This window comes from Kutzneria sp. 744, assembly GCF_000568255.1.
Lineage (GTDB): Bacteria > Actinomycetota > Actinomycetes > Mycobacteriales > Pseudonocardiaceae > Kutzneria.
Genome location: NZ_KK037166.1, coordinates 1490885 through 1513993, shown reverse-complemented (window position 1 = coordinate 1513993; position 23109 = coordinate 1490885). Strand labels below are relative to the sequence as shown.

22 protein-coding genes and 1 riboswitch are annotated in these 23109 nt (G+C 70.3%); of the genes, 10 read left to right on the top strand and 12 right to left on the bottom strand.

The features are described 5' to 3' along the window. Position 1 precedes the first annotated feature (1 nt). The 5 genes from KUTG_RS06635 to KUTG_RS06615 are packed head-to-tail and all read left to right on the top strand — an operon-like array spanning position 2 to position 3316. Positions 2-316 carry a non-heme iron oxygenase ferredoxin subunit gene (locus KUTG_RS06635; protein ID WP_043715669.1) on the top strand — a complete coding sequence of 105 codons (315 nt, stop codon included), beginning with the start codon at positions 2-4 and terminating at the stop codon, positions 314-316. Positions 317-355: 39 nt separating this feature from the next. Beyond that, positions 356-1129: a Fe-S cluster assembly ATPase SufC gene (gene sufC / locus KUTG_RS06630; protein WP_043715667.1), complete on the top strand. Its 774-nt coding sequence runs from the start codon at positions 356-358 to the stop codon at positions 1127-1129. 47 nt (positions 1130-1176) lie between these two features. Then, on the top strand, positions 1177-2460 hold the full coding sequence (locus KUTG_RS06625) for a cysteine desulfurase (protein WP_043715665.1): 1284 nt from the start codon (positions 1177-1179) through the stop codon (positions 2458-2460). After that, complete coding sequence (gene sufU / locus KUTG_RS06620; RefSeq protein ID WP_043715664.1) at positions 2460-2918, top strand: Fe-S cluster assembly sulfur transfer protein SufU; 459 nt, start codon at positions 2460-2462, stop codon at positions 2916-2918. Before KUTG_RS06625 ends, sufU begins: the two co-directional genes overlap by 1 nt. Further along, positions 2915-3316 carry a metal-sulfur cluster assembly factor gene (locus tag KUTG_RS06615; protein ID WP_043715657.1) on the top strand — a complete coding sequence of 134 codons (402 nt, stop codon included), beginning with the start codon at positions 2915-2917 and terminating at the stop codon, positions 3314-3316. Before sufU ends, KUTG_RS06615 begins: the two co-directional genes overlap by 4 nt. Before the next feature lie 24 nt (positions 3317-3340). On the opposite strand, the gene KUTG_RS06610 is transcribed toward KUTG_RS06615, so the two are convergent. The 3 genes from KUTG_RS06610 to KUTG_RS06600 form a co-directional block, all read right to left on the bottom strand. Next, the gene (locus tag KUTG_RS06610) at positions 3341-4084 is read right to left on the bottom strand and encodes a class I SAM-dependent methyltransferase (protein ID WP_052394133.1); all 744 of its coding nucleotides are present in this window, start codon (positions 4082-4084) and stop codon (positions 3341-3343) included. 45 nt (positions 4085-4129) lie between these two features. Next, on the bottom strand, positions 4130-4657 hold the full coding sequence (locus KUTG_RS06605; protein WP_043715656.1) for an RICIN domain-containing protein: 528 nt from the start codon (positions 4655-4657) through the stop codon (positions 4130-4132). Between the two features lie 203 nt (positions 4658-4860). Beyond that, positions 4861-5928, bottom strand: a complete 1068-nt coding sequence (locus KUTG_RS06600) for an IMP cyclohydrolase (protein WP_043715655.1) — start codon at positions 5926-5928, stop codon at positions 4861-4863. Positions 5929-5954: 26 nt separating this feature from the next. Continuing rightward, a riboswitch (ZMP/ZTP riboswitch) is annotated at positions 5955-6039 on the bottom strand. A gap of 18 nt (positions 6040-6057) precedes the next feature. Here KUTG_RS06600 and KUTG_RS06595 point away from each other — a divergent pair. Beyond that, positions 6058-6567, top strand: coding sequence for a DinB family protein (locus tag KUTG_RS06595; protein ID WP_043715654.1), 510 nt, complete (start codon positions 6058-6060; stop codon positions 6565-6567). A gap of 3 nt (positions 6568-6570) precedes the next feature. Here KUTG_RS06595 and KUTG_RS06590 read toward each other — a convergent pair whose 3' ends face one another. From KUTG_RS06590 to KUTG_RS06580, 3 genes are all read right to left on the bottom strand, one after another. Further along, complete coding sequence (locus KUTG_RS06590) at positions 6571-7794, bottom strand: carboxylate-amine ligase (protein ID WP_232240687.1); 1224 nt, start codon at positions 7792-7794, stop codon at positions 6571-6573. 136 nt (positions 7795-7930) lie between these two features. Then, entirely contained in the window at positions 7931-9649 is a 1719-nt protein-coding gene (locus KUTG_RS06585; RefSeq protein WP_157494364.1) for a GGDEF domain-containing protein, read from the bottom strand. 53 nt (positions 9650-9702) lie between these two features. Beyond that, complete coding sequence (locus KUTG_RS06580; protein WP_052396534.1) at positions 9703-10824, bottom strand: lycopene cyclase family protein; 1122 nt, start codon at positions 10822-10824, stop codon at positions 9703-9705. Here KUTG_RS06580 and KUTG_RS06575 point away from each other — a divergent pair. Together KUTG_RS06575 and KUTG_RS06570 are read left to right on the top strand one after the other, a co-directional pair. Continuing rightward, positions 10804-12351 (top strand): deoxyguanosinetriphosphate triphosphohydrolase family protein, encoded by a 1548-nt coding sequence (locus tag KUTG_RS06575; RefSeq protein ID WP_043715653.1) that lies wholly within the window; start codon positions 10804-10806, stop codon positions 12349-12351. The two genes, KUTG_RS06580 and KUTG_RS06575, sit on opposite strands and share 21 nt — an antisense overlap. A 170-nt stretch (positions 12352-12521) precedes the next feature. Continuing rightward, positions 12522-15275 carry a S8 family serine peptidase gene (locus tag KUTG_RS06570; RefSeq protein ID WP_043728502.1) on the top strand — a complete coding sequence of 918 codons (2754 nt, stop codon included), beginning with the start codon at positions 12522-12524 and terminating at the stop codon, positions 15273-15275. A 192-nt stretch (positions 15276-15467) separates the two neighbouring features. On the opposite strand, the gene KUTG_RS06565 is transcribed toward KUTG_RS06570, so the two are convergent. Beyond that, a complete protein-coding gene (locus KUTG_RS06565) occupies positions 15468-15797 on the bottom strand; it encodes a YnfA family protein (RefSeq protein WP_043728500.1) in 330 nt (109 codons plus the stop codon). Between the two features lie 68 nt (positions 15798-15865). Between KUTG_RS06565 and KUTG_RS53025 the strand changes: the two genes are divergently transcribed. After that, positions 15866-16294: a DUF7878 domain-containing protein gene (locus KUTG_RS53025; protein WP_052394132.1), complete on the top strand. Its 429-nt coding sequence runs from the start codon at positions 15866-15868 to the stop codon at positions 16292-16294. An 89-nt stretch (positions 16295-16383) separates the two neighbouring features. Further along, complete coding sequence (locus KUTG_RS06555) at positions 16384-17250, top strand: alpha/beta fold hydrolase (RefSeq protein WP_052394130.1); 867 nt, start codon at positions 16384-16386, stop codon at positions 17248-17250. Here the strand turns inward: KUTG_RS06555 and KUTG_RS06550 are convergent. The 5 genes from KUTG_RS06550 to KUTG_RS06530 all read right to left on the bottom strand — a co-directional run. Further along, positions 17234-18052 carry a hypothetical protein gene (locus tag KUTG_RS06550; RefSeq protein WP_043715652.1) on the bottom strand — a complete coding sequence of 273 codons (819 nt, stop codon included), beginning with the start codon at positions 18050-18052 and terminating at the stop codon, positions 17234-17236. The genes KUTG_RS06555 and KUTG_RS06550 overlap by 17 nt on opposite strands. Next, the gene (locus KUTG_RS06545) at positions 18049-20091 is read right to left on the bottom strand and encodes an alpha-galactosidase (RefSeq protein ID WP_043715650.1); all 2043 of its coding nucleotides are present in this window, start codon (positions 20089-20091) and stop codon (positions 18049-18051) included. The genes KUTG_RS06550 and KUTG_RS06545 overlap by 4 nt, the downstream gene beginning before the upstream one ends. Beyond that, positions 20088-20915, bottom strand: a complete 828-nt coding sequence (locus tag KUTG_RS06540) for a carbohydrate ABC transporter permease (protein WP_043715641.1) — start codon at positions 20913-20915, stop codon at positions 20088-20090. The genes KUTG_RS06545 and KUTG_RS06540 overlap by 4 nt, the downstream gene beginning before the upstream one ends. Further along, complete coding sequence (locus tag KUTG_RS06535; protein WP_043715640.1) at positions 20912-21841, bottom strand: carbohydrate ABC transporter permease; 930 nt, start codon at positions 21839-21841, stop codon at positions 20912-20914. The genes KUTG_RS06540 and KUTG_RS06535 overlap by 4 nt, the downstream gene beginning before the upstream one ends. A gap of 2 nt (positions 21842-21843) precedes the next feature. Then, positions 21844-23109, bottom strand: a 1266-nt coding sequence (locus tag KUTG_RS06530; protein ID WP_063753490.1) for an ABC transporter substrate-binding protein, incomplete at its 5' end; no start/stop codon positions are given.

The window sequence follows — 23109 nt, the reverse complement described above, 5'->3', positions numbered from 1 at the left end:
GATGCTTCGCGCGTGTTCGCTGGCCGACCTGGAGGACGGCAAGCCGTTCCCGGTCGAGCTGGCGGACACGCCCATCGTGCTCGTGCGCAGCGGCGACGAGGTGCACGCGCTGCGCGACGAGTGCACGCACGCCGAGATCGCCCTGGCCGAGGGCGAGCTGACCCGCAAGGGCCTGGAGTGCTGGCTGCACGGGTCGTGCTTCGACCTGCGCACCGGCGCCCCGTCCTCGCCGCCGGCCACCGAGCCGGTGGCCGTGTACGCGGTGACCGTGGACGGCGACGACGTGCTCGTCGACCCGGACTGCCGAACCAACTGACTTGTACTAGACCCGCCACACAGGAGAAACGAAGAGCCGATGGCCACCCTGGAGATCAAGGACCTGCACGTCTCCGTCGTCACCGACGACGGCCCCAAGGAGATCCTCAAGGGGGTCGACCTGACGATCAAGGCCGGCGAGACGCACGCCATCATGGGCCCCAACGGCTCCGGCAAGTCCACGCTGTCCTACGCGATCGCCGGCCACCCCAAGTACCAGGTCACCTCGGGCGAGGTCCTGCTCGACGGCGAGAACGTGCTGGAGATGGCCGTCGACGAGCGCGCGCGGGCCGGCATCTTCCTGGCCATGCAGTACCCGGTCGAGGTGCCCGGCGTGTCCATGTCGAACTTCCTGCGCACCGCCGCCACCGCCGTGCGCGGCGAGGCCCCGCAGGTGCGGCACTGGGTCAAGGAGGTCAAGGGCGCGATGACCGAGCTCGAGATCGACCCGGCGTTCGCCGAGCGCAGCGTGAACGAGGGCTTCTCCGGCGGCGAGAAGAAGCGGCACGAGATCCTCCAGCTGGCGCTGCTCAACCCGAAGATCGCCATTCTCGACGAGACCGACTCGGGCCTCGACGTGGACGCGCTGCGGGTCGTCTCCGAGGGTGTGAACCGGTTCCGGGCCAACGGCGAGTCCGGCGTCATGCTGATCACGCACTACACCCGGATCCTCAAGCACATCACCCCCGACTTCGTGCACGTGTTCGCCGGCGGCCGGATCGTCGAGTCCGGCGGCCCTGAGCTGGCCGCGCACCTGGAGGACGAGGGTTACGTGAAGTACACCGGCAAGCAGGAAGCCGCGCAGGTCGGCTGACGTTGCACCTGTTGACCTGTATTCGTTAGAACGAGGAGGCGCCGGCAGTGACCACCACCGCTGCACCCTTGGACGTCGCCGCACTGAAAGCCGACTTCCCGATCCTGGCTCGCACGGTGCGCGAGGGCAAACGGCTGGTCTACCTGGACTCCGGCGCCACATCGCAGCGGCCCCGGCAGGTGCTCGACTTCGAGCGTCAGTACATCGAGACGGCCAACGCGGCCGTGCACCGGGGCGCGCACCAGCTGGCCGAGGAGGCCACCGACCTCTACGAGGGCGCGCGCGAGAAGATCGCCGACTTCGTCGGCGTCGGGTTCGACGAGGTGGTGTTCACCAAGAACGCCACCGAGTCCATCAACCTGGTCGCCTATGCCTTCGGCAACGCCACCTTCTCCGACGACCCGGCGGCCAAGCGGTTCGCGCTGGGCCCGGGCGACGAGATCGTCGTCACGGAGATGGAGCACCACGCCAACCTGCTGCCCTGGCAGCAGCTGGCGCAGCGCACCGGCGCCACCCTGAAGTGGTTCTCGGTGACGGCCGAGGGCCGGCTCGATCTGTCCGACATGGACGAACTGATCACGCCGCGCACCAAGGTCGTCGCCTTCACCCACCAGTCCAACGTGCTCGGCACCATCAACCCGGTGTCGGTGCTCGTGGCCAAGGCCCAGTCCGTCGGGGCCCTGACCGTGCTGGACGCCTGCCAGTCCGTGCCGCACTCCACTGTGGACTTCAAGGCGCTGGGTGTGGACTTCGCGGCGTTCTCCGGGCACAAGATGCTCGGGCCGTCGGGCATCGGCGTGCTGTACGGGCGCAGCGAGCTGCTCCAGGCCATGCCGCCGTTCATCACCGGCGGGTCCATGATCGAGCAGGTGTTCATGGACCACTCGACCTTCGCGCCGCCGCCGCAGCGGTTCGAGGCCGGCGTGCCCAACACGTCGCAGGCCATCGGCCTCGGCGCGGCCGTGGACTACCTGTCCGCGCTGGGCATGGACCGGGTGGCCGCCCACGAGCACGAGCTCACCGGCGCCGCGCTCTCGGGGCTCCAGGAGATCCCGGGTGTGCGCATCGTCGGCCCCGCCGACAACGTGGACCGCGGCTCGGCCGTGTCGTTCGTCGTCGACAGCGTGCACGCCCACGACGCCGGTCAGGTCCTCGACAGCCTCGGCATCGAGGTCCGGGTCGGGCACCACTGCGCGTGGCCGCTGCACCGCAAGCTCGACGCCGCGGCGACCGTGCGGGCCACCTTCTACGTCTACAACGACCTCGCCGACGTGCAGGCGCTGCTCGACGGCGTGCGGGAGACGCAGAAGTTCTTCGGGGTGGGGGCCTGATGCAGCTGCAGCAGATGTACCAGGAGATCATCCTGGACCACTACAAGAATCCGCACCACCGTGGCCTGCGCGATCCGTTCGAGGCCGAGGTGCACCACGTCAACCCCACCTGTGGGGACGAGGTCACCGTGCGGGTGCACCTTGAGGGCGAAGGCCCCGACGCCAAGGTCGTCGACGTCTCCTACGACGGGCAGGGCTGTTCCATCAGCCAGGCCTCCACCTCGGTCCTCACCGACCTGGTGATCGGCCGCACCGTCGGCGACGCCTTCGGCACCATGGACTCCTTCGTGGAGCTCATGCAGGGCCGTGGCAGGATCGAGCCCGACGAGGACGTGCTGGAGGACGCCGTCGCGTTCGCCGGCGTCGCCAAGTACCCCGCCCGCGTGAAGTGCGCCCTGCTCGGCTGGATGGCGTTCAAGGACGCGGTCGCCCGCGTCGTCGATGGAGGACAGGCATGACCACGGAAGACGTGACCCGGACCGCCGAGGCCCGCACGGCCGAGGCACTGCCCGAGGTTCCGGCCAAGGCCGAGGTGCCGTCGCTGGAGGACATCGAGGAGGCCATGCGCGACGTGGTCGACCCCGAGCTCGGCATCAACGTCGTGGACCTCGGCCTGGTCTACGACATCCACCTGGACGACGAGAACATCGCCACCCTCGACATGACGCTCACCTCGGCGGCCTGCCCGCTGACCGATGTCATCGAGGACCAGACCCGGGCCGCGCTGACCGGCGGCCCCGGCGGCGGCGTGGTCAGCGACTTCCGCATCAACTGGGTGTGGATGCCGCCGTGGGGTCCCGAGAAGATCACCGACGACGGCCGCGACCAGCTGCGCGCCCTCGGCTTCACGGTCTGAGAACTTGCTGCCGGCGGAGGCCCCTCACCCTTGGTGCGGGGCCTTCGCCGTGAGCAGGAACCGGTGTGTCCGAACGGCCAGCGGGCCTTCGGCCTCGATGCGGGCGTGCAGCCGGCGCAGCGCCGAGTCGTAGCGTTCGACGGTGAAGTCCGGCACCTGCCACGGAACCATGCGCAGCTGGTACACCACCGCCCCGATGTCGTGGAACCGCAGCAGCGGCCACTCCTCGGCGGTGTCGATCACCCGCAGGCCGTTGTCAGTCAGCGCTTCCGTTGCCACGCCGAGGTCCCAGCGCTTGTCGGTGACTGGTGCGCCGAGGGCTCGGTTCAGGTCCACGCAGTCGTCGCTGCCGACCTGCTGCGTCAACACCGTGCCGCCGGGCGCCAGCACCCGGGCGATGCCGGCGGCGTCGAAGCGGCCGTGGCGGTTGAGGATCACGGTGAACTTCCCGTCGGCAAAGGGAAGTCCCTCGGTGCCCACGACCTCGACCCCGAGCGGCTTGAGCCGTTCCGTGGCCACGGGAACGTTCGGCGGCCAGCTCTCCGCCGCCCAGGTCCGGCCGGCCGGCGGGGCGAGCTCGGTCAGCAGCTCGCCGCCGCCGGTGTCGATGTCCAGCACGGAGTCCGCGTCCCGGAGCAGCTCGGCGGCCAGCTCCGGATAGCGCCAGGACGGCTCGGCCGTGACGGCCCGCCCGTCCAGCCAGCCGAAATCCCAGCCGTGCAACGGAACGGCCACCGCCGCGGCCACCAGTGAGTCGTAGTCCCCCATGATCGCAACCCTAGGGCCGCGGCCATGGCGGCGTCGACCGAGTTGTCAGCCCTCGTGCCAGTTCTGGTTGTTGGTGTCGGTGCAGCCGAACAGCTTGACGCCCGCCCCCGGCAGCGGGTTCGCGTCGGTGATGTCCAGGCACAGGCCGTTGGCGTTGTGCTGGTGGCTGCCGTCGAACCGCCACTGCTCGGCCGGCCAGTCCGCGTGGCAGTCGTAGACGTCGATGGCCGCCCCGTAGCGCGGGTTGTTCCAGCGGTCGTCCAGGCAGAGCTGGGGGTGGCCGGTGACGGGCGCCAGGTCGCTGACGATGAGGCCGTTCGGCTGGTGGCTCCAGCGCTGGGCCGGGCTGCCGGTGCAGGTCTCCATGTCGACCTCGGCGCCGTGGACGTTGTTGGCCTCGGCGACGGTCAGGCACAGGCCGCCGGCCGGCGACGTGATGCTGATGCCGGCCTGCGCCGACTTTGGCGCCGCGGCGGGCGCTCCCTGGGACGGTGCTCCCTGGGCCGAAGCGACGGCCGGGACAACGGCGGCGGCCAGCGCCAGGGCGGCCGCGGCGACGAGCTGGAACTTCATGGGGTTTCCTCCCAGTCGGTGGTGACCTCCCCACACTGGCCGGCCGGCTTCAGTTTTCGTTCAAGAGCGCCTCATTGACAGCTGATCAGGCAACTGTGATCGCCGAACGGCACGGTCGGCTGCCCCATCGGGTAGGAAAAGTCCTACCACGTAACGAAAACGGCCCCCGCCGGGAGGCGAGGGCCGTTCGCGACGAAGTCGGGTCAGTGGTGGAACAGTCGCAAACCGGTGTGCACCAGGGTGATCCCGTGCTTGCTGCAGGCCTCGGCGACGTCGTCGGAGCGGATCGACCCGCCGGGCTCGGCGATGTACCGCACGCCGTGCCGGGCGGCGTGGTCGACGTTGTCGCGGAACGGGAGGTAGCCGTCGGAGGCGAAGGCGACGCCGGACAGGCGTTCCATCCACTCGGCCCGCTCGACGGCGGTGAGGTCCTCCTCGATGTAGCGGATCTGCTCGTTGATGAGGTCCTGCCGGCGGGTGCCGGGGGCGACGTCGAGCAGCACCCGGACGGCCGGGTGCCGGCGCAGCCACCAGATGTCGACCTTGCTGCCGGCCAGTCGGGTGCAGTCCACACGGGACTGTTGACCGGCCCCGATGCCCAGTGTCACACCGTCTTTGACGTAGCAGACCGAGTTGGACTGGGTGTGGCGCAGCACCGCCATGCCCAGCAGCAGATCGTCGACGGCGGTGGACGGGAGCCCTTCGCCGAGCAGGGAACGCGTCAGCGGCACGGGATCCCGGTCCTGCGTCAGCCGCATGCCGAACACCTCGCGGGTTTCCCGTTGCGGCGGAACGAAATCCGGGTCGGCTTCGATGACGAGGAAGCGGCCGCCCTTCTTGGCGCTCAACGTCGCTACGGTGCCGGGATCGAAGCCGGGAGCGATGATGCCGTCGCACACCACGACACTGAGCAGCGCGGCCAGCTCGGCGTCGACGGGCGCGGACACGGCGGCGAAGTCGCCGTAGGAGGACTTGGGGTCGGCGTCGCGGGCCCGCAGGTAGGCGCTGGCCACCGGGCCGACGTCGTCCATGCCGTACAGCGCGGCCGTCACCTCGTCGATCGGTCCGGACAGCGCGGCGCCGGCGGGGGAGACGTGCTTGAACGAGGCGGCCACGGTGCGGCCCAGTGCCCGGGACGCCTCCCGCACCAGCTGCCACGCGTTCAGGGCGTCCAACATGTTCACGAACGAGGGCTGCCCGTTCAGCACGCGGACCGCCGATCCCTCGACCTCGGCCGCCTGCTGCGGGTTGATGCCGTAGCGGAGCTCCATCGCTGCCTCCTCAGCTTCTCTGCTGACGGAGGCGCCCAGGCGGTCGACGCTCGCATCACGTGCCGGTCGCTCCCCGGTGGTAGCCCACCCTCGCCAGTCACGACCTCCCCGAATGATACCTTATCGAACATGAGTTCGAGCGAACTGCCGCGCCGCTGGCCGGAGACGGACGCCGCCGACGAGCTGACGCTGCTGACCGAGTTCCTGACGTTCCTGCGGGTCACAGCCGTGAACAAGCTGGCCGGGCTGGACCGAGAGGCCGCGGCGGCCACGCCTTTCCCGGCCTCGCCGGTGTTCAGCATGCTCGGCCTGATCCGCCACCTCACCTCGGTCGAGCGCTACTGGCTGGCCATCGTCGGCGGCGGCCTCGACCTGCCCAACCGCTGGGAGAGCCCCGACGCCGACATCGACTTCCGGCTGTCCGAACAGGACACTCCGGAGTCCGTTGTCGCCGAGTACCGGCAACAGTGGGAGCTCTCCCGGCAGGCGTTGGACGGCAAGGCCGCCGGCGACCATTCCACGACGGACATCGACAAGACGGTGCGCTGGCTGCTGACGCACGTCGTGCAGGAGACCGCGCGCCACGTCGGACACCTCGACGTGCTGAGGGAATTCGCCGACGGCACGACCGGCGAGTAGGGCTCACACCAGGTCGTCGGCCCCGGCCGTCTGCGCGGTCAGCAGGTCCACCACGTCGGTGAGCTTGCCGTTGCGCGCAAACGCCCTGCGCTGCCGTGTCGCCCCGCATCCCTTGGCCACCAACGACTCCAGCAGGTCCAGCACGAGGTCGAGGTCGCCGGCCTCCTCCAGCGCCGGCCGCACCCGGCCGACGAGCTGCCGGACCAGCACGGGCGTGGGCAGGGTGTGCCCGGTGACAGGGTTGACGCAGCTGCCGCTGAGGCCGTCACGGGCGGCCCGCCACCCGGCCGCCCGCAGCAGGTGCTGCGGCATGGCCAGCGGCGGCCGGGTGTCGTCGAGCGCGGTCATGACCATCGCTCGGGTCAGCGCGGCGATCAGCACGGCCTCGTCGGCGGTCGCGGCCACGTCGCACACCCGCATCTCGATGGTCGGATGCCGTTGCGACAGGCGGACATCCCAGTACGCCATGTTCCGGTCCATCGCCGCGCCCACCTGCATCAGCGACCGCACGGCGTGCTCGTACTGGTCGGCCGACTCGAACACCGGCGGCGGCCCGGCCGTGGGCCAGCGCGCCCACACCAGGTAGCGCCAGCTGGCGTATCCGGTGTCGCGTCCCTCCCAGAACGGGGAGTTGGCGCTGAGCGCGAGCAGCACCGGCAGCCACGGCCGCAGGTAGTTGCTGGCCCGGATGCCTTCCTCCGGCCCGGGAATGCCGACGTGCACGTGACATCCGCAGATCGACAGCCCGTCGGTGACGGCGCCGAACTCGCTGGCCATCTGCTGGTAGCGGGGGCTGTCGGTCAGCGGCGGCGGGGCGGCGCGGCCCAGCACCGGGGTTCCGGTCGCGGCCAGCCGCAGCCCGAGCAGCCGCGCGGCGACGGCCAGCTTTTCCCGGCTGTCCAGGAGATTCTCCCGCACCTCGGCCATGGTGTCGCAGATCGGCGTCGCCGTCTCGACCTGAAACTGAGTGATCTCCGGCTGCAGCCCCGGTATCTGCCCGGCCAGGGCGGCGAGCACGAGGGGTGCTCGCGGCGACACCCGTCGGGTGCGGTAGTCGACCAGCAGGAACTCTTCCTCGACGCCGACCGTGAGCGCCGCTCTGTTTGCCCGCGATCTGGGTGCGGGCACGGCCAACAGGCCCGCTTTGTCCTGGTGCTGCCGCTCGATTCCGTCAATGGTGTGCACCGAAGCTCCTGCCGCCGACTGGACATAGTCGCGTTCCGTCACCGAGCCAATGCTAGGAGTGACCACCGCACCGCGCGTCCGGCGTTGGTGTGGTCCCCAGGCCCACGATGGTGGCAGCACTTCGACGTGCTGTGGGCGGTGCTAACCCGCTTGGCGGCGGCCTGACGCATGCACGCTTTCAGGCGCTGACGGCCCCGCGCCGGGCCGGCGGCACCACGGGCGCGGCGTTGCCGCCGCGCAGCACGTCCATCCGGTCGGAGCCCGGACGACCGAGCACCCAGCTGTCCCCACGCAGGGCCTTCGCGTGTTTCTTCAACGGCGCGAGCAGCCGTGACACCTCGCGGTAGTCGGCGACGGCGCCGGCCGAGCAGACCAGCGTGGCCAGCGACATCGAGATCGCCAGGCCGCCGGCCGTGTGCGCGGTGTCCAGCTGCCCCGAGGACAGCGGCACCAGGTCGTCCAAGCCCGCGACGAACACGAAGTCGTCGCCGCCGACGTGGCCGACCTGCACGGTCGGCAGCACCGCGGCGGCGTCGGCCAGGGCCCGGCCGATCTCGCGGATCAGGTCGTCGCCGGCCGCGAACCCGGCGGAGTCGTTGACCTGCTTGAAGCCGTCCACGTCCAGCCAGCCGACGGCGAAGATCTCCCGGGCGGCGATGCGCCGGTCCACCTCGCGGGCCAGCGCGTCGCTGCCGGGCAGCCGGGTCAGCGGGTTGAGCGAGGCGGCCTGCTCCACCTTCATCTCGGCGATGCCCCGCACCACGTCCGCGCTGTGCACGACGCCGAGGCAGCGGTCGTGCGCGTCGACGATGACCACCTCGTCGCTCATCCGCTGCCGGTCGGCCTTGGCCAGCAGGTCCAGCAGGTCCAGCGCGGTGGCGTCGCTGGGCAGGAGATAAGGCCGGTCGGCCAGCCGGGCGGCGTCGCGCTTGGCGTGCAGCGCGTGCCCGTACGGGCCGGTGACGGCCAGCAGGAACCGGTTGCGGTCCACCGTGAAGTGCGGCCGGTTGTTCTCGTCGACCAGCACGATGCCGCCCACCGTGCCCTGGTTGGCCAGGATGGACCGCACCTCCTCGGCCGTCACCGACACCGGCAGCATGGTCGCGGGGTGCAGGAAGTCCGTCACGCGAGGGCCGCTCGCCCGCCGGACGGGGCCGGTGAGCTCGGCCTCGGGCAGCTTGGTCAGCGCCGCCGCGATGGTGATCTCCACGTTGGGCCGGCGGCTGGCCATGGCCAGCAGGTTGCCCTGGGCCACGCCGAAGCCCAGGCGGCGCACCGCGGCCAGCTGGAGCTCGTTCTCCACGCCCTCGGCCACCAGCTGGGCCTTGTTGTGCTCGGCCAGCACGGCCAGGGCGTTGACCAGCGCGGCCTTGCCGGCGTCGGTCGGCAGCCCGGCGACGATCCGCCGGTCCAGCTTGATCATCTCGGGGGCGAGCTCGGTGTACAGCGACAGCGGCACGTCGCCGTCGCCGACGCCGTCCAGCGCGATGTGGAAGCCGCTGCTGCGGAGCAGGTCGAGGCCGTTGCGCAGGTTCTCGCGGCGCAGCCGTGAGAAGGGGGTGCCGATCTCCAGCCACAGCGTGTCCGGCGCTCGCCCGGTCTGCCGCATCGCGTCGAGCAGCGGCCCGATCGACTCGGCGGCCTTGGACACGGTCGCGGCCAGCACGTTGACGTGCAGCGGCACGACGTTGTTGTGCTCGGCCGCGGCCCGCACTGCGGCCGCGGCCAGCGCCACGTCGGTCTCCAGCAGCTCACCGGCGCGCGCGGCGTCGCGGAGCAGCTCGTAGACGGAACGAGAGGCGGGCCTCGCTAGCGCTTCGATCGCGATGACGCCGCCGGTGTGCAGGTTGAACAACGGCTGGAACGCGAAGCGCACATCCTCCAGCAACCCGGTCACGGTCCGATAGTGGCGTGCCCGGTGTGAAATTGCCGAGTGGCTTCACTATGTGTTCATCGAGTTGTCGCGGCGAATGCAATTGCGCTGCGTAACCGGGGTGGCGCGGACCGGAACAAGGCCAGCATCGCAGCCGCCGTACCGGTGAAGTTCTCACGTTCTGTGAGGTAAATCCGTTGCTTTTCCGCGGGCAACCGGAAAAACAGCTCAAAAAACGCGGGAACGCCTGTCGGTGGCAGGTGGAGCAATGCGGACAGGCCCCTACGCCGCAATCCGTGCGTCATTCTGGCCGCCGGAGACCAGATCGTGCCACGAACTCGGCCCGGTGTCTCCGCGATTGCACGGGCCACTTTCGGCGCCAGGGTCAACGCGGTGGCCCCCGCTGTAGCCGGTCGCCGGGGGCCCCAGGGCCGGCGCGGCGCCCCGGATGTGGCGAGCCGGCCTTTCGGCAGCGGCGGGTTCAACGGGAAGCGCACCCGTTCGTGCTCCGGACGGTCCAAGGGCCAGCCGTGCACGGCCAGCCGCCGATGCAGCCGCTCGCGCAGCAGCGCGAACGGAAGCCCGGGCCGATGCGCGAGCGACGTCTCCTCGACCAGCACCCGCTCGTCGTCGAGCGGCAGCGCGTAGCAGAAGGTGGGCGGGTCGCCGGCCTGCCGCCAGTCCATGAAGATTGCCTCGCCGGCCGGCAGGATGTTGGCCGGCAGCGTCACACCGACGGCGGTCTGCTCGACGTACCGCCCGCGCGGCGGCCCGGAGGCGTCCACCACGAGCTTCGCCTCGATCGTGCGGCCGTCGGCGAGCACGACGCGGGTCGGCGTGATCGACTCGGCGCGGCCGGTGATCGCCTCGATGTCCGGACGGGACAGATGCCGCCGCAGACTCTCGTTGTGCAGCACGACATATTCACCGTCGAGCCGGTGCTCGGTGAGCGCGAAGGCCTTGACCGTGGTCGCTCGTGCGGCGATCGCGTCCGCCGGCAGCGACGGCAGTTCATGCGCCCAGGCCCCGTAGGTGTGCCGCCACGGCCGGGTCGGTGCCCGATCCACCAGGGCCGTGCTGAGCCCGAGGTCCGCGCAGGCGGCCGCCAGGGCGGACCCGGCCGGCCCGGCCCCGACCACCAGCACGTCCCAGCACGCGTTCAGGCTAACGTCACTGGCATGCACGACCTGCGGGCGCATCGCCGATCCTCGGACCCCTCGTCAGACCTCGCCGCCAGCCCGTTCCGGGCCGACCGGGACCGGGTCGCCAGCTCGCCGTTCTTCGCCCGGCTCGGCGGCGTGACCCAGGTGGTCAGCCCGACCGGGTCCGGTCTGCTGCTGCACAACCGGCTCACGCACAGCCTGAAGGTGGCCCAGGTCGCCCGGGCCATCGCCGAGCGGCTGACCGCCCGCAGCGACACCGCCAGCGTGCTGGACAAGCTCGGCGGCTGCGACCCGGACGTGGTGGAGGCGGCCAGCCTCGCCCACGACCTCGGGCACCCGCCGTTCGGGCATCTCGGCGAGCAGGTGCTGGACCGCATCGCGCGCCACCGTTTCGGGCTGGCCGACGGCTTCGAGGGCAACGCCCAGTCGTTTCGCATCGTGACCACGACGGACGTGCGCGGCCCGGCCGCCGTCGGCCTCGACCTGACGGTCGCGGTGCGGGCCGCGCTGCTGAAGTACCCGTGGACCAGGCTTTCCCACCCCGCGCCGCATCCCCGCACGCTGCGCATCCCGCCCCGCGGGGCGTCGGAGCCGCCGGAGGCCGAGGGCAGCGGTTCGGCCAAGTTCTCCGCGTACGTCACGGAACTCGACGACTTCGAGCAGTCGCGGGCCCCGTTCCACGGGCGCATCGAGGACTGGCAGCAGACCGTTGAAGCGTCCGTTATGGACACTGCCGACGACGTCGCCTACGCCATCCACGACATCGAGGACTTCCACCGGGTCGGGGTGTTGCAGCACGCGACCGTGGCCGCCGAACTGACGACGTGGCTCACCGACGCGCTGGAGCTGGTGGCACTGTCCACTTCGGAGCTTGCCGCGCAGTCCCGTCTGCCCGGACGGTCGCTGGAGTCGATGCGGCGGCGTCTGCACGAGAAGGACTCCTGGGCCGTCGACGACGACGCCTTCGCGGCGGCCGTCCGTCGCGTGCGGACGGAACTGGTGGACGGGCTGCTCGCGGTGCCGTTCGACGGCTCCGCCGAGGCCGAGCAGCGGGTCGCCGCCTTTTCCGGGCGGTGGACGACCCGGCTGGTCGACGGCGTCGACGTGCTGCTGGACCCGACGCCGAGGTCCGGTCACGTTCTGCTCGCGCCCGCGCAGTGGCACGAGGTGGCCGTGCTGAAGTTCGTGCACCGGCGCTTCGTCCTGCTGCGCCCGGACCTCGCGCTGCACCAGCGCGGCCAGGCCCGGCTGCTGACGAACCTGGTGGAGGCGCTGGATCAGTGGCTGTCCGATCGACACGAATCCGACCGGCTTCCCCGGCGGCTGCACGATCTTGTCGAGCTGGCCGACACCGAGTACCGGTCACTCGCCCGGACGGCCCCCGACCTGCTAGCCGGACCGGCTGGCGACGTTCGGACTGGGCCGGATGCCGTGCGCGCCTTGGCCCGGGGGCGGGCCGTGGTGGACTTCGTGGCGTCGCTGACGGACGGTCAGGCCGCCTCCATGCTCGATGCGCTGTCCGGGCGAACCGGACAGCTGTGGACAGATGCCTTTGTGCTGTAGTTATCGACAAAACGTGATGATTGGCCCACTTGGGTGACACCCGCAAGGCTGCTGTGGGTGATCGTGCGGAAACTTTACGTTGGGCTCACGGCCGGTGATCACCGGCCGTGTTGCCCACGCCGCACCCCTCGGAGGGCCAGTTGCGCAGATCCGTTCGACCCAGCACCACCCTGTTAGCAGCCGGGGCAGCCTGCCTCACCGCGGTGCTCGGCCTCACCTCTCCGGCCGTCGCCGCGCCGCATCCCAACCCCGGCATGATGTCCGCGAACACCGCGGCGCAGATCGCCACGCTGCAACAGCTCAAGAAGTCCGAGTCGGCGACCGACCGCAAGGTCGACAGCCGCCTGCTCGTCGAGAACAAGCTGCGCACCGACCGCTCGACGCGCTCCGTGCTGCCGCAGGTGCAGTCCGGCCTGAAGGTCAGCGGCGACACCGTCGCGGTCGACATCCGCGCCACCAAGACATCCGACGCGCTGGTCGACGCCGTGCGCAAGGCCGGCGGTCAGATCCGCAACGTCTCGCAGCGCGAGGCCAGCATCCGCGCCGACGTGCCGCTGTCCGCTCTGGACAAGCTGGCCGCCCGCGGCGACATCAAGCAGATCGACGCTGCCGCCGACGCCATGACCTCTTCGGAGGCTCCGGGCCGAATCTCCAGCCAGCCCGACCCCGTGTCGAAGCAGACCCGTGACGCGCGGGTCGAGGCGGCGACCAAGCCGGGGCTGCGGGCCAACATCGCCGCCGCCATCACCAGCCAGGGCGACCGGGCGCACGCCGCCGACACCGCCCGGCAGCAGAACGGAATCACCGGCGTCGGCACCAAGCTGTGTGCGCTGTCGGACGGTGTGTCGTCGCTGGCCGCTTCCGTGGCCTCCGGCGAGCTGCCGCCGGTCGACGTGCTGCCCGGCCAGGAAGGCAGCGGTGACGAGGGCACCGCGATGCTGGAGATCATGCACGACCTCGCGCCCGGGGCCGCGCTGGGCTTCGCCACCGCGTTCATCAGCGACAGCAGCTTCGCCGACAACATCCGCGCGCTGCGCAGCCAGGCGCACTGCGACGTCATCGTCGACGACGTCTTCTACTTCAACGAGGCCACCTTCCAGGACGGCCCCATCGCGCAGGCCGTCAACGCCGTCACGGCGGACGGCGCGCTGTACTTCTCCTCCGCCGGCAACGAGGGCAACGTCGGCGACGGCACCTCGGGCCACTGGGAGGGCGACTACGTCGACTCCGGCCAGGTGATCGGCAAGTTCGCCGGCGGCGCCCACAACTTCGCCGCCTCCGCCGGCGGCACCCAGGTCCTGGAGCCGCTGTCCGCGTCCTCCGCGGGCGTTCCCGTCACGTTGTGGTGGAACGACCCGCTCGGCCACGCCGGCGACGACTACGACCTGTACCTGCTCGACGCGGCCGGCAACGTCGTGTCGTTCAGCCAGAACCTGCAGACCGGCACCCAGGACCCGTACGAGCGGGTCAACACCACCGCCGGCGGTCAGCGCCTCGCCATCGTGAAGTTCAAGGGGGACAACAAGTACCTGTCCCTGTCCGCCCTTCGTGGACGGTTCGTCGCCAGCGGTGGCCTGCAGGCTTTCGTGACGCCCGGCCAGACCAGCGGCCACTCCGCCGCCAAGGACGCCTACAGCGTCGCCGCCGCCCCGGCCGCCGCCGCCTTCGGCCGACCGCTGGAGCCCGGCGACCCCGCCAACCCCGCCGGTCCGTACCCCGGCACGTTCAGCTCCAGCTCGCAGATCGAGCGGTTCAGCTCCGACGGCCCGCGCAAGATCTTCTTCAAGGCCGATGGCACCCCCGGGGCCGAGGTCCGGCAGAAGCCCGACATCACCGCCGCCGACGGCGTTGCCACCTCGGCGCCCGGCTTCTCCCCGTTCTTCGGCACCTCCGCCGCCGCCCCGCACGCCGCCGCCATCGCCGGTCTCGTGCTGTCCGGCAACCCCGGCATGTCGCCCGCCGACGTTCGTCAGGCCCTGACCGCCACCGCCGTCGACATCGGCGCCCCCGGCGTCGACAACCGCACCGGCGTCGGCGTCATCCTGGCCGACAAGGTGCTCGCCTACACCGGCGCCAGCCCGCAGCCCTTGGCCACCGCCCAGGCTCCCACCGTCCGGGGCCCCAACGGTTCCCCGTTCGTGAAGCCCGGCGACACCGCCACCGTCACGCTGCCCGTCTACAACGGCGGTGACGGCACTGCCGCGTCCACCAGCGTTGTCGTCGACTCGCCCACCCCCGGTGTCACCATCGCGCCTCGCTCCAAGCGATACGGCACCATCGAGGCCGGGCAGACCGTCATCAACTCGTTCACGCTGACCGTGCCCGCCACCCAGCAGCTCGGCGTGCCCGTCGTGTTGAACGCCAAGGTCACCTTCGCCGGGGCCCATTCGCCCACGACGCAGACCTTCCAGATCCCCATCGGGCAGCCGTCTTCGGTCGTGCAGAACTTCGCCTTCGCCGGCGACGCCGCCGCCATCCCCGACAACAGCACCGTCGGCGCCAGCGTCTCCATCCCCGTCACCGGTGTGGGTAGGGCCTCCAAGCTCACCTTCTCCATCGACGGCAGCGCTTGCAGCACCACCGCCGGCTCCACCACCGTCGGTCTCGACCACACCTACGCCGGCGACCTCACCGGCACCCTCACCTCCCCGTCCGGGGCCACCGCCGTGCTCTTCCAGCGTCGCGGCGGGGCCGGGCACAACTTCTGCCAGGTCGTCTTCGACGACTCCGCCTCCACCGCCTTCTCCACCGTCAGCTCCGCCAACGCCCCCTTCACCGGCTCCTGGCGCCCCCAGTCCACCCTCGGCTCCCTGCTGGCCGACCCGGTCGACGGCACCTGGACCTTCAAGGTCGTCGACGGCGGCGCCGTCGACACCGGCAGCATCCGTTCCGTTTCCTTGCACATCAACGGTTTCGTAGCCTGACCATCTCTTCGTGACTCGCGGGAGTCCTTTGTGGACTCTCGCGAGTCTTTTTGCGCACCAACGCTTTTCACTCTTTTGCGACTCGCGCCCTTCGACCTCCATGGCAGGCAAGCCTTAACGATCCCGATTCGACACCCAAGCCGCTGTTCCAAGCCCGATCACCGCCCAACAGCACGGCACGACCCTCGACGTTCATCCCCGTGGCGCGTACATGATCACTCCCACCCCCACCAGGCACACCAGTGCGCCGATCACGTCGAAGCGGTCCGGGCGGTAGCCGTCGGCGACCATCGCCCACGCCAGCGACCCGGCCACGAACACGCCGCCGTACGCCGCCAGGATGCGCCCGAAGGCGGCGTCGGGCTGCAACGTCGCCACGAAGCCGTACAGGCCCAGCGCGATGACCCCGGCGCCGACGAACAGCCAGCCCCGCTGCTCGCGGATGCCCTGCCACACCAGCCAGCAGCCCCCGATCTCGGCCAAGGCCGCCAATACGAACAGGATGATCGACCGAAACACCATGGCCGGCATCCTCGCACCGACCCCAGAGGTAGGTTGGCACGGACAGTGCGAACCACGGGGGGAACACGGTGCTCGAGATCCACTTCGGCGACGTCATCGCTGACGACCTCAGCCTGGACGCGGGCGGGCGGTCACGGTCGAGGGCGGAGGTGAACGTCCACGTCGAAGCGGATCTGGCGATCGTGCAGGACGGCCGGGAGCTGTACGCGGAGGGCCTGTTCCCGGTCGTGGAGCTGAGCGCCGCCCTCAAAGCATGGCAGCATAACCGAGGAACGTTCGAGTACGAGTCGATGTCGCTGGCGGAGCGGTGGGCGGTGCGGTTCGTGCCGACCGAAGGCGGCTGGCGAGTGGTGAACGACGAGGACCCGCAGCGGATCATCCGGGGCGGCGTCCTGACCACGCACGAACTGGACGCGGCGTTGGACGACTTCAGGGTGAGGGTCCGCAAGTCCACAGTGGACCTGCTGGGGGAGTGGATCACGGAGTACCTGGAGTGAAGGGTCCCGGCCACCCCAGGACCAAGGTCCCGCCACAGACCTGACCTCAGGACCATAACCCCCGACCCTCGCGGGAGTAGAACGGGCACATGGGGAAAATCGGGGGATTCACGGACAGCGCGTCAGCGAAGCAGTACCGACAGATCTACGCCCGGGTGCGGGCGCAGTGGCCGGCCGGCGCGGAGGACCACGACGTGCAGACCCGCTTCGGCCGCACGCACGTGATCCGGTACGGCCAAGGGCCGCCGATCCTCCTGGTGCCGGGCACGGGGGCGACGGCGGAGAACTGGTCGCCGAACGCGGAAGCGCTGGGCGCGAGGCACACGGTGATCGCGGTGGACACGCTGGGATTGCCGGGGCTGGGCGCGCAAACAGCGCCGATCCGCAGGCCGGTGGACCTGGCCCTCTGGCTGGAGGACGTGCTCGACCAGCTCGGCATCGACACCGCCCACGTCGGGGGACTGTCGTACGGGGCATGGGCGTCGATGCAACTGGCCTGGCACGAGCCGAGACGAGTGGAGTCGCTGCTGTTGCTGGAACCGGGAGGCAACTCGCTCGGACGGCCGCCATTACCCAGCCTGCCCCGGTTCCTGCGCCTGCTGGCCTTGCGAACCGAAGCGGAGTTCGAGCGGTTCGGTCGGTTCGTGGAAGGAGGATGGCCGAACGATCCGGACCGGCAGCGGGTGGTGAACTTCGGCATGGCCCACTACCGCCCGAGCGTGCCGATGATCCGCTACGCCAAGGACGCGCAGGTGCGCCGGCTGCACATGCCGACGCTGGTGCTGTTGGGGGAGAACAGCATCGTGCACGACCCGCGGCAGGTGCTGGACCGGGTACGGAGCCTGATGCCGGAAGTGGAGGCCGACATCATCGACGGCGCACCACATCCGCTGGCGGAGACCCACGCGGGCACGGTCAACGACCGGATCCTGGCCTTCCTCACGTCGCACGAATGACGGTGCGGCAGCGGTCGACGACGGTCTGGCCGGGCTGGCAGGCGACGCTGTGGTGCTCCAGTTCGGCATAGCCGCCGTAGTGGCCGTCGTCCTCGAAGACCTGGATGACGTCACCGGTCAGCTGATACGGGCCGTCCCGGTAGTCGCCGCCGGGGCGGACGTCGATGCGCCGCTCGATGACGAGGCCGGGGAGCGTGTACCGGAGCAGGCCGGCGGCCACGGACGACGTGAGGCCGAACTTGGACATGTGCTCGCCGGCCAGGTCGATGGCGGCCACACCGTCCAGCACGGTGAAACGGGTGGGATCAGTGGGAGAAGGGAGGTGGTCACGGAAGGAGAACTGGCCGGTGACGCCGATCTCCAGGCGGCCGCCGAGCGGGACCTGGACGATGCTCCACAGATCTACAGGGTGTCCACTCTGGACTTGGAGCACGGTCTCGGTCTCGTACTCGGCGACGTAGCGGGTGTCGGCCAGCACGGTGATGTGCCGCTCGACGAGGACGCTGGTGGGGGAGCCGGTGTCGCGGTTGACGAGGGTGGCGCCGAGCACCAGGTCGACGCCGTCGGGCCGGTCGTGCACGACGTCCCAGGGGCCGGGGTCGATCTCGGGCGGCACGAGGTGCTGGGACAGGTCGTCTCGGGCCTCGCCGGCCCAGAACCAGTCCCGTTCCGGGCCGAGCCACAGGCGGTCGCCGCCGAGGTTCCAGCCGGACGGCTCCGGGGCCGCGACCCAGAAGGCGTCGCGGCCGCGCACCGAGACCTGCAGGATCCGGCCGGAACCGCGGGCGAACGTGATGGTCACGAGCGGTCCAGCACGATCACGTCGGCGTCCACGGACTCCCAGCTGACCGGCAGCCCGGCGGACATGAGATGAGCACCGCTGTACGAGCCGTAACGGGCCGAGGCGTCCAAACCGGACAGACGGAGCCGGGACAGCCGGCCGGACAGCGCCGGGGTGCCGTCGAGGGGCCCGGTGTTCCAGGCCAGCACGACAACCCGGTCGGGCCCGGTGTACTGGAGCGCGAACGCGGGATCAGCGGGAGTGCCGATCATCGTCACGGTGGCGGAGTGCAGGAACTCCCGAAGCTCCTTGTACTGCGCCACATACCCGGCGGCCTCCGAGCGCTGCGACGGCGTCCACGACCGGATGTCGGCGCCGATGCCCAGGGCGCCGGCCATGGCCAGCACGAAGCGGAACCGCAGTGAACGGGGTCGGAGGTCGAACAGGCCGACGGCGTCGGTGACCCACGAGCTCATCACGTGCGGGGCGTGGGCGTGCAGGAAGCCGTACTGAATGGACAGACGGTCCAGCGGCCCGGTGTTGTCGCTGGGCCACACCACATCGGTGCGGGCGATGGTGGCCAGCTCGACCCGGCCGCCGCCGCCGGCGCAGCCCTCGATGGCGACGTCGGGGTGGGCGGCCCGCAGGTGGTCGAGCACCCGCAGGTAGTTCCGGGCATGGGCGCCGTCGAGGTCCAGCGACTCGGGATCGCCCGGGCCGGGGCGGCCTCGCTCGGTCGGCGGCCGGTTCATGTCCCACTTGAGGTACCGGATCGGATAGGAGGACAGCAGACAGTCCAGAGTGGACAGCACGAAGGAGAACACGTCCTCGCGGCCCAGATCCAGCAGCAGCTGGTTGCGGATCAGGGTGGGCTCGCGGCCGTCGAGGTGGTACACCCAGTCGGGATGCTCGGCGTAGAGCCGGGACTTGGGGCTGATGGCCTCGGGCTCCACCCACAGGCCGAACTCCAGGCCCTGGGCCCGCACGTCCTCGACGAAGGCCCCGAAGCCGTCGGGGAACTTGGCCGGGTCGGGCGTCCAGTCGCCGAGGCCGCCGGTGTCGTCGTCACGCCCGACGAACCAGCCGTCGTCGACCACGAAGAGCTCGGCGCCGATCTCGGCCGCCACCTTGGCCAGCTCCAACTGGCTGGCGGCGTCGACGGCGAACTCCGTGGCCTCCCAGGAGTTGTACAGCACCTGACGGCCGCCGGGGGACAGCCGGCGCTCGTATGAATGCCACACCTGGGCCAGGCCGCCGAGGCCGTCGGCGCTGTAGGCGGCGGCGACCTGGGGCGTCTCCAACGTGGCGCCAGGTTCCAGCAGCACCGCCGACTCGTGGGGCTGACGGCCGACGCGCACCCGGCAGGAGCCGCTCAGCTCGATGTCGGCGTCGATCCGCCAGGATCCCGGCCACACCAACTGAAAGCCCCACGTCGGCCCGTCCGGGGAGGAGTCGTCCTGCACGGCCAGCCAGGGGGAGTAGCCATGCCCGGCGACGCCCTGACGGCTGTTGATCTCGAACCGGCCGGCCGGCAGCACCACCTGGCGCAGCTGGAACTCCTGGCTCCACCGGCCGATGAGGAACGACACGCGAGCGGTGTCCACGGGCAGGCAGAAACCGGCGGAGTCGAAGCGCTCCAGGCGGATCGGCACGGAACCGGTGTTGGTCAGCTCCGCCCACCGCAGCAGCACGTCGGTGCCGGGTACGACGTCGTAGTACAGGTCGGTGCGCAGGCCGGTCAGCTGGTCGGCGAAGGTCAGGCGAAGGGAGGTTTCCTTGTAGGAAGCGGAATCGAACGTCCACCACGACTCGCGGGCCGCGCCGACGGGCCCGGCCACCAGGTCGGCCCCGGCGAACGGCCGCAGGCCGAACGGGGCGTACTCCACGGGCGCCCCGTCGGCCTCGGTCAGATAGGGCGTGCGGCCGACGTTGGCCAGCGGCGACGGGCCGTCCTCGACGCCGTGCGGACCCCAGGCCCGCAGCTCGGCCCAGCGCCGGTGCTCCGGCAGCCCGACGGTGTACGAGGTGGTCGCCAGCCGCAGCGTCCACTGCTGGGTCACTTCACCGCCCCCAGGGCAAGTCCGGCCACGAAGTGCCGCTGGAACCGGAGGAACACGGTGACGGTCGGGATGGCGGCGATGACCGAGCCGGCGGCGATGACGTTCCACTGCGACACGTACTGTCCTTGCAGGCCGAGCAGGGCCGAGGTGATGGGCATCTTGGTGTCGCTGCGGATGACCGTGATCGACCACAGCAGGTCGTTGAACACCCAGGTGAACGCCAGCGCGGACAGGGACGCCAGCGCCGGCCGGGTCAGCGGCAGGATGATCCGCCAGAAGATCTGCATCGGCGACGCGCCGTCGATCACCGCGGCCTGTTGGATCTCGTTGGGGATGGCCCGCATGAAGCCGTACAGCACGAAGGTGTAAAAGCCCAGCCCGAAGCCGATCTGCACGCCGATCAGGGCGGTCAGGGAGTCGTAGATGCCGAGCATCTCGGCCATCTTCGACACGGGCACGAGCAGGATCTGTGGCGGCAGCAGGTTGCCGGCCAGCATCACCAGCAGCACGGTCCGCCGGAACGGCAGGTCGTAGCGGCTCAGGGCGAAGGCCGAGATCGCACCGAGAGCCAGTGTGATGATCACGGCCGGGATGGTCACGATGAGGCTGTTGACCATCGCCTGGAACTCGCCGCCGTCCACCCACGCCTGGCCGAAGTTGCCCAGCGTGAAGGAGTGCGGCAGGCTGCCGACGCCGTTCGCGGCCACGTCGTCGAAGCTGCGCACGCTGGTGACCAGCACCAGCGCGATGGGCAGCAGCCACAGTACGGAGATGCCACCGGCGACGAGGTGATAGCCGCCGGTGCGGAGGGGTCGCCGGCTCATGCGTCGGCGTCCCGGAACGCACGCACCAGGTACGTGAGGATGACCCCGAAGGCCAGCACGAAGATCACCACGGCGAGCGCGGAGGCGTAGCCGAGGCGCAGCGACTGGAATGCGGTGGAGTACATGTAGGTGCTCAGCAGTTCCGACGAGTGGTAGGGGCCGCCGCGGGTCAGCGCCCACACGACGTCGAACGAGCGCAGCGAGTCGATGATGATCACGGACAGCACCACCGAGTTGACGCTGCTCAGCTGGGGCAGGGTGATCTTGGTGAACTGCTGCCACTTGGACGCGCCGTCCACAGTGGCCGCTTCGTACAGGGTCGGGTCGATGCCCTTGAGCCCGGCCAGGTACAGCACCATGATGTAGCCGATCTGCCGCCACAGCGCCGGCACGATCACGGCGTACAGCGCGGTGTTGGCGTCGGCCAGCCAGGAGTGCTGCCAGCTGTCCAGGCCGAGCGCGCCGAGCACGGTGTTGACCAGGCCGTCCGGCTGGTAGATCGCCTGCCAGATCAGCGCCGTGGCGACGAGCGAGAACACCACCGGCGTGAACAGCGCGGCGCGGTAGAAGCCGACACCGCGCCGCTCCTTGAGGAACAGCATCGCCATGGCGAGGCCGCCGAGCGCGGAGAACCCCCCGAACAGCACCAGCCACAGCACCGTGTCCAGGAACGCCCTGCCGAACGTGGGATCGCCGAACAGCTCGGCGTAGTTGCCGAGGCCGACCAGCGCCGCCGGCGAGACCCCGTCCCAGCTGGTGAACGACAGGTAGATGCCCTGGAGCGCGGGCCAGAACACCCAGAACGACTCCACGAGCAGCGGCACCAGCACGAAGGCCAACAGGATCGGCGACAGGGTGCGGCGCCTGCGGCGTGATCGCGCCGAGGACGGCGGGGCCACGGCCGGTGCCGTCAGGGTTGCGGTCATGGTCAGGAGGTCCAGATCTTCTTCGCGGCGGTCTGCCAGTCGGTGAGGATGGAGTCGATCTGCTCCGGGTGCTGGATGAACTTGATCAGCGCGTTGTCCGCGGTCGGCTGGAGCGCGTCGCTGGAGTCCCGGTTGAAGAACTGGGTCAGGTCGGGCGCCTTCTGCAGCATCTGCTTGCCCTTGGTGATCAGCGCAGTGCCCGCGTCCTTGGCGGCGGAGTTGGCCGGCAGCGAGCTGCCCGAGGACGACTTGAGGTACGCCTCCTGCGCCTCGACCGTGGTCAGGTACTTGAGGAACTCCAGGGTCTGTGGCTTGCGCGCGGTGTGGGCGCTGGCGAAGAAGCCGTCGGTCGGGGCCTCCTCGGCCAGCGGCACCGCCGGGTCGATCACCGGGAAGCGGAAGAAGTCGATGTCGTCGACGTCCTCCTTGGGCGTGGTGTCGAGCAGGAAGGTGCCGATCAGCATCATGCCGGTGCGGCCCTGCAGCAGGTTGGTGGTGGCGTCCTGGAAGGACAGCGCGGTGCCCTTGGGGTCGAAGTGCGGCAGCGCCGTCTTCCACTGGTCGAACACCTTGTGCACCTGCGGGTCGGCGAAGCTGTGCTTGCCGGCCAGCAGCTCACGGTGGTAGTTCGCGCCGTTGATGCGGATGTTGAGGTAGTCGAACCAGCCCGAGGCCACCCACGGCGTGGAGTTGTCCGCGCCGAGGCCGATGGGGGTCACGCCCTTGGACTTGATCGTCTCGCACACCTGGAGGAACTCGGCCCAGGTGGTGGGCGCCTGCACGCCCCACTTGGCGAAGTTGGACTTCCGGTAGAACAGGCCCCAGAAGTAGTAGCTGGTGGGGATGAAGATCTGCTTGCCGTTGTCGGTGCTGAGCTGCTTGAGGGCGTCGCTGTAGCCCGAGACGCCGTTCCAGGCGTCGCTGACGTCGAGCAGCAGGCCCTTGTCGGCGTAGGAGCGGGCCACCGAGCCGGCGTACCAGGTCATCACGTCCGGCGGGTTGGACGAGGTCAGGTACGTGGGCAGCTGGGTGCGGAAGGTCTCCGAGGCGACGGTGTTGAGCGTCGACTGCGAAGCGCCCTTCTTGTTGAAGCCGTCGATCAGCGCCTGCATGGCGGCCTTGGCGGACGGCGCGGAGAGGTTGGACTGCACGGTCACCGGGCCGGTGGCGGAGCCGCTGGACACCGAGCTGCCGGTCGAGGTCACGCAGCCGCCCAGGGCGGTGGCCGCGCCTACGGCGCCGAGTCCGGCCAGGAAGTTGCGCCGGGA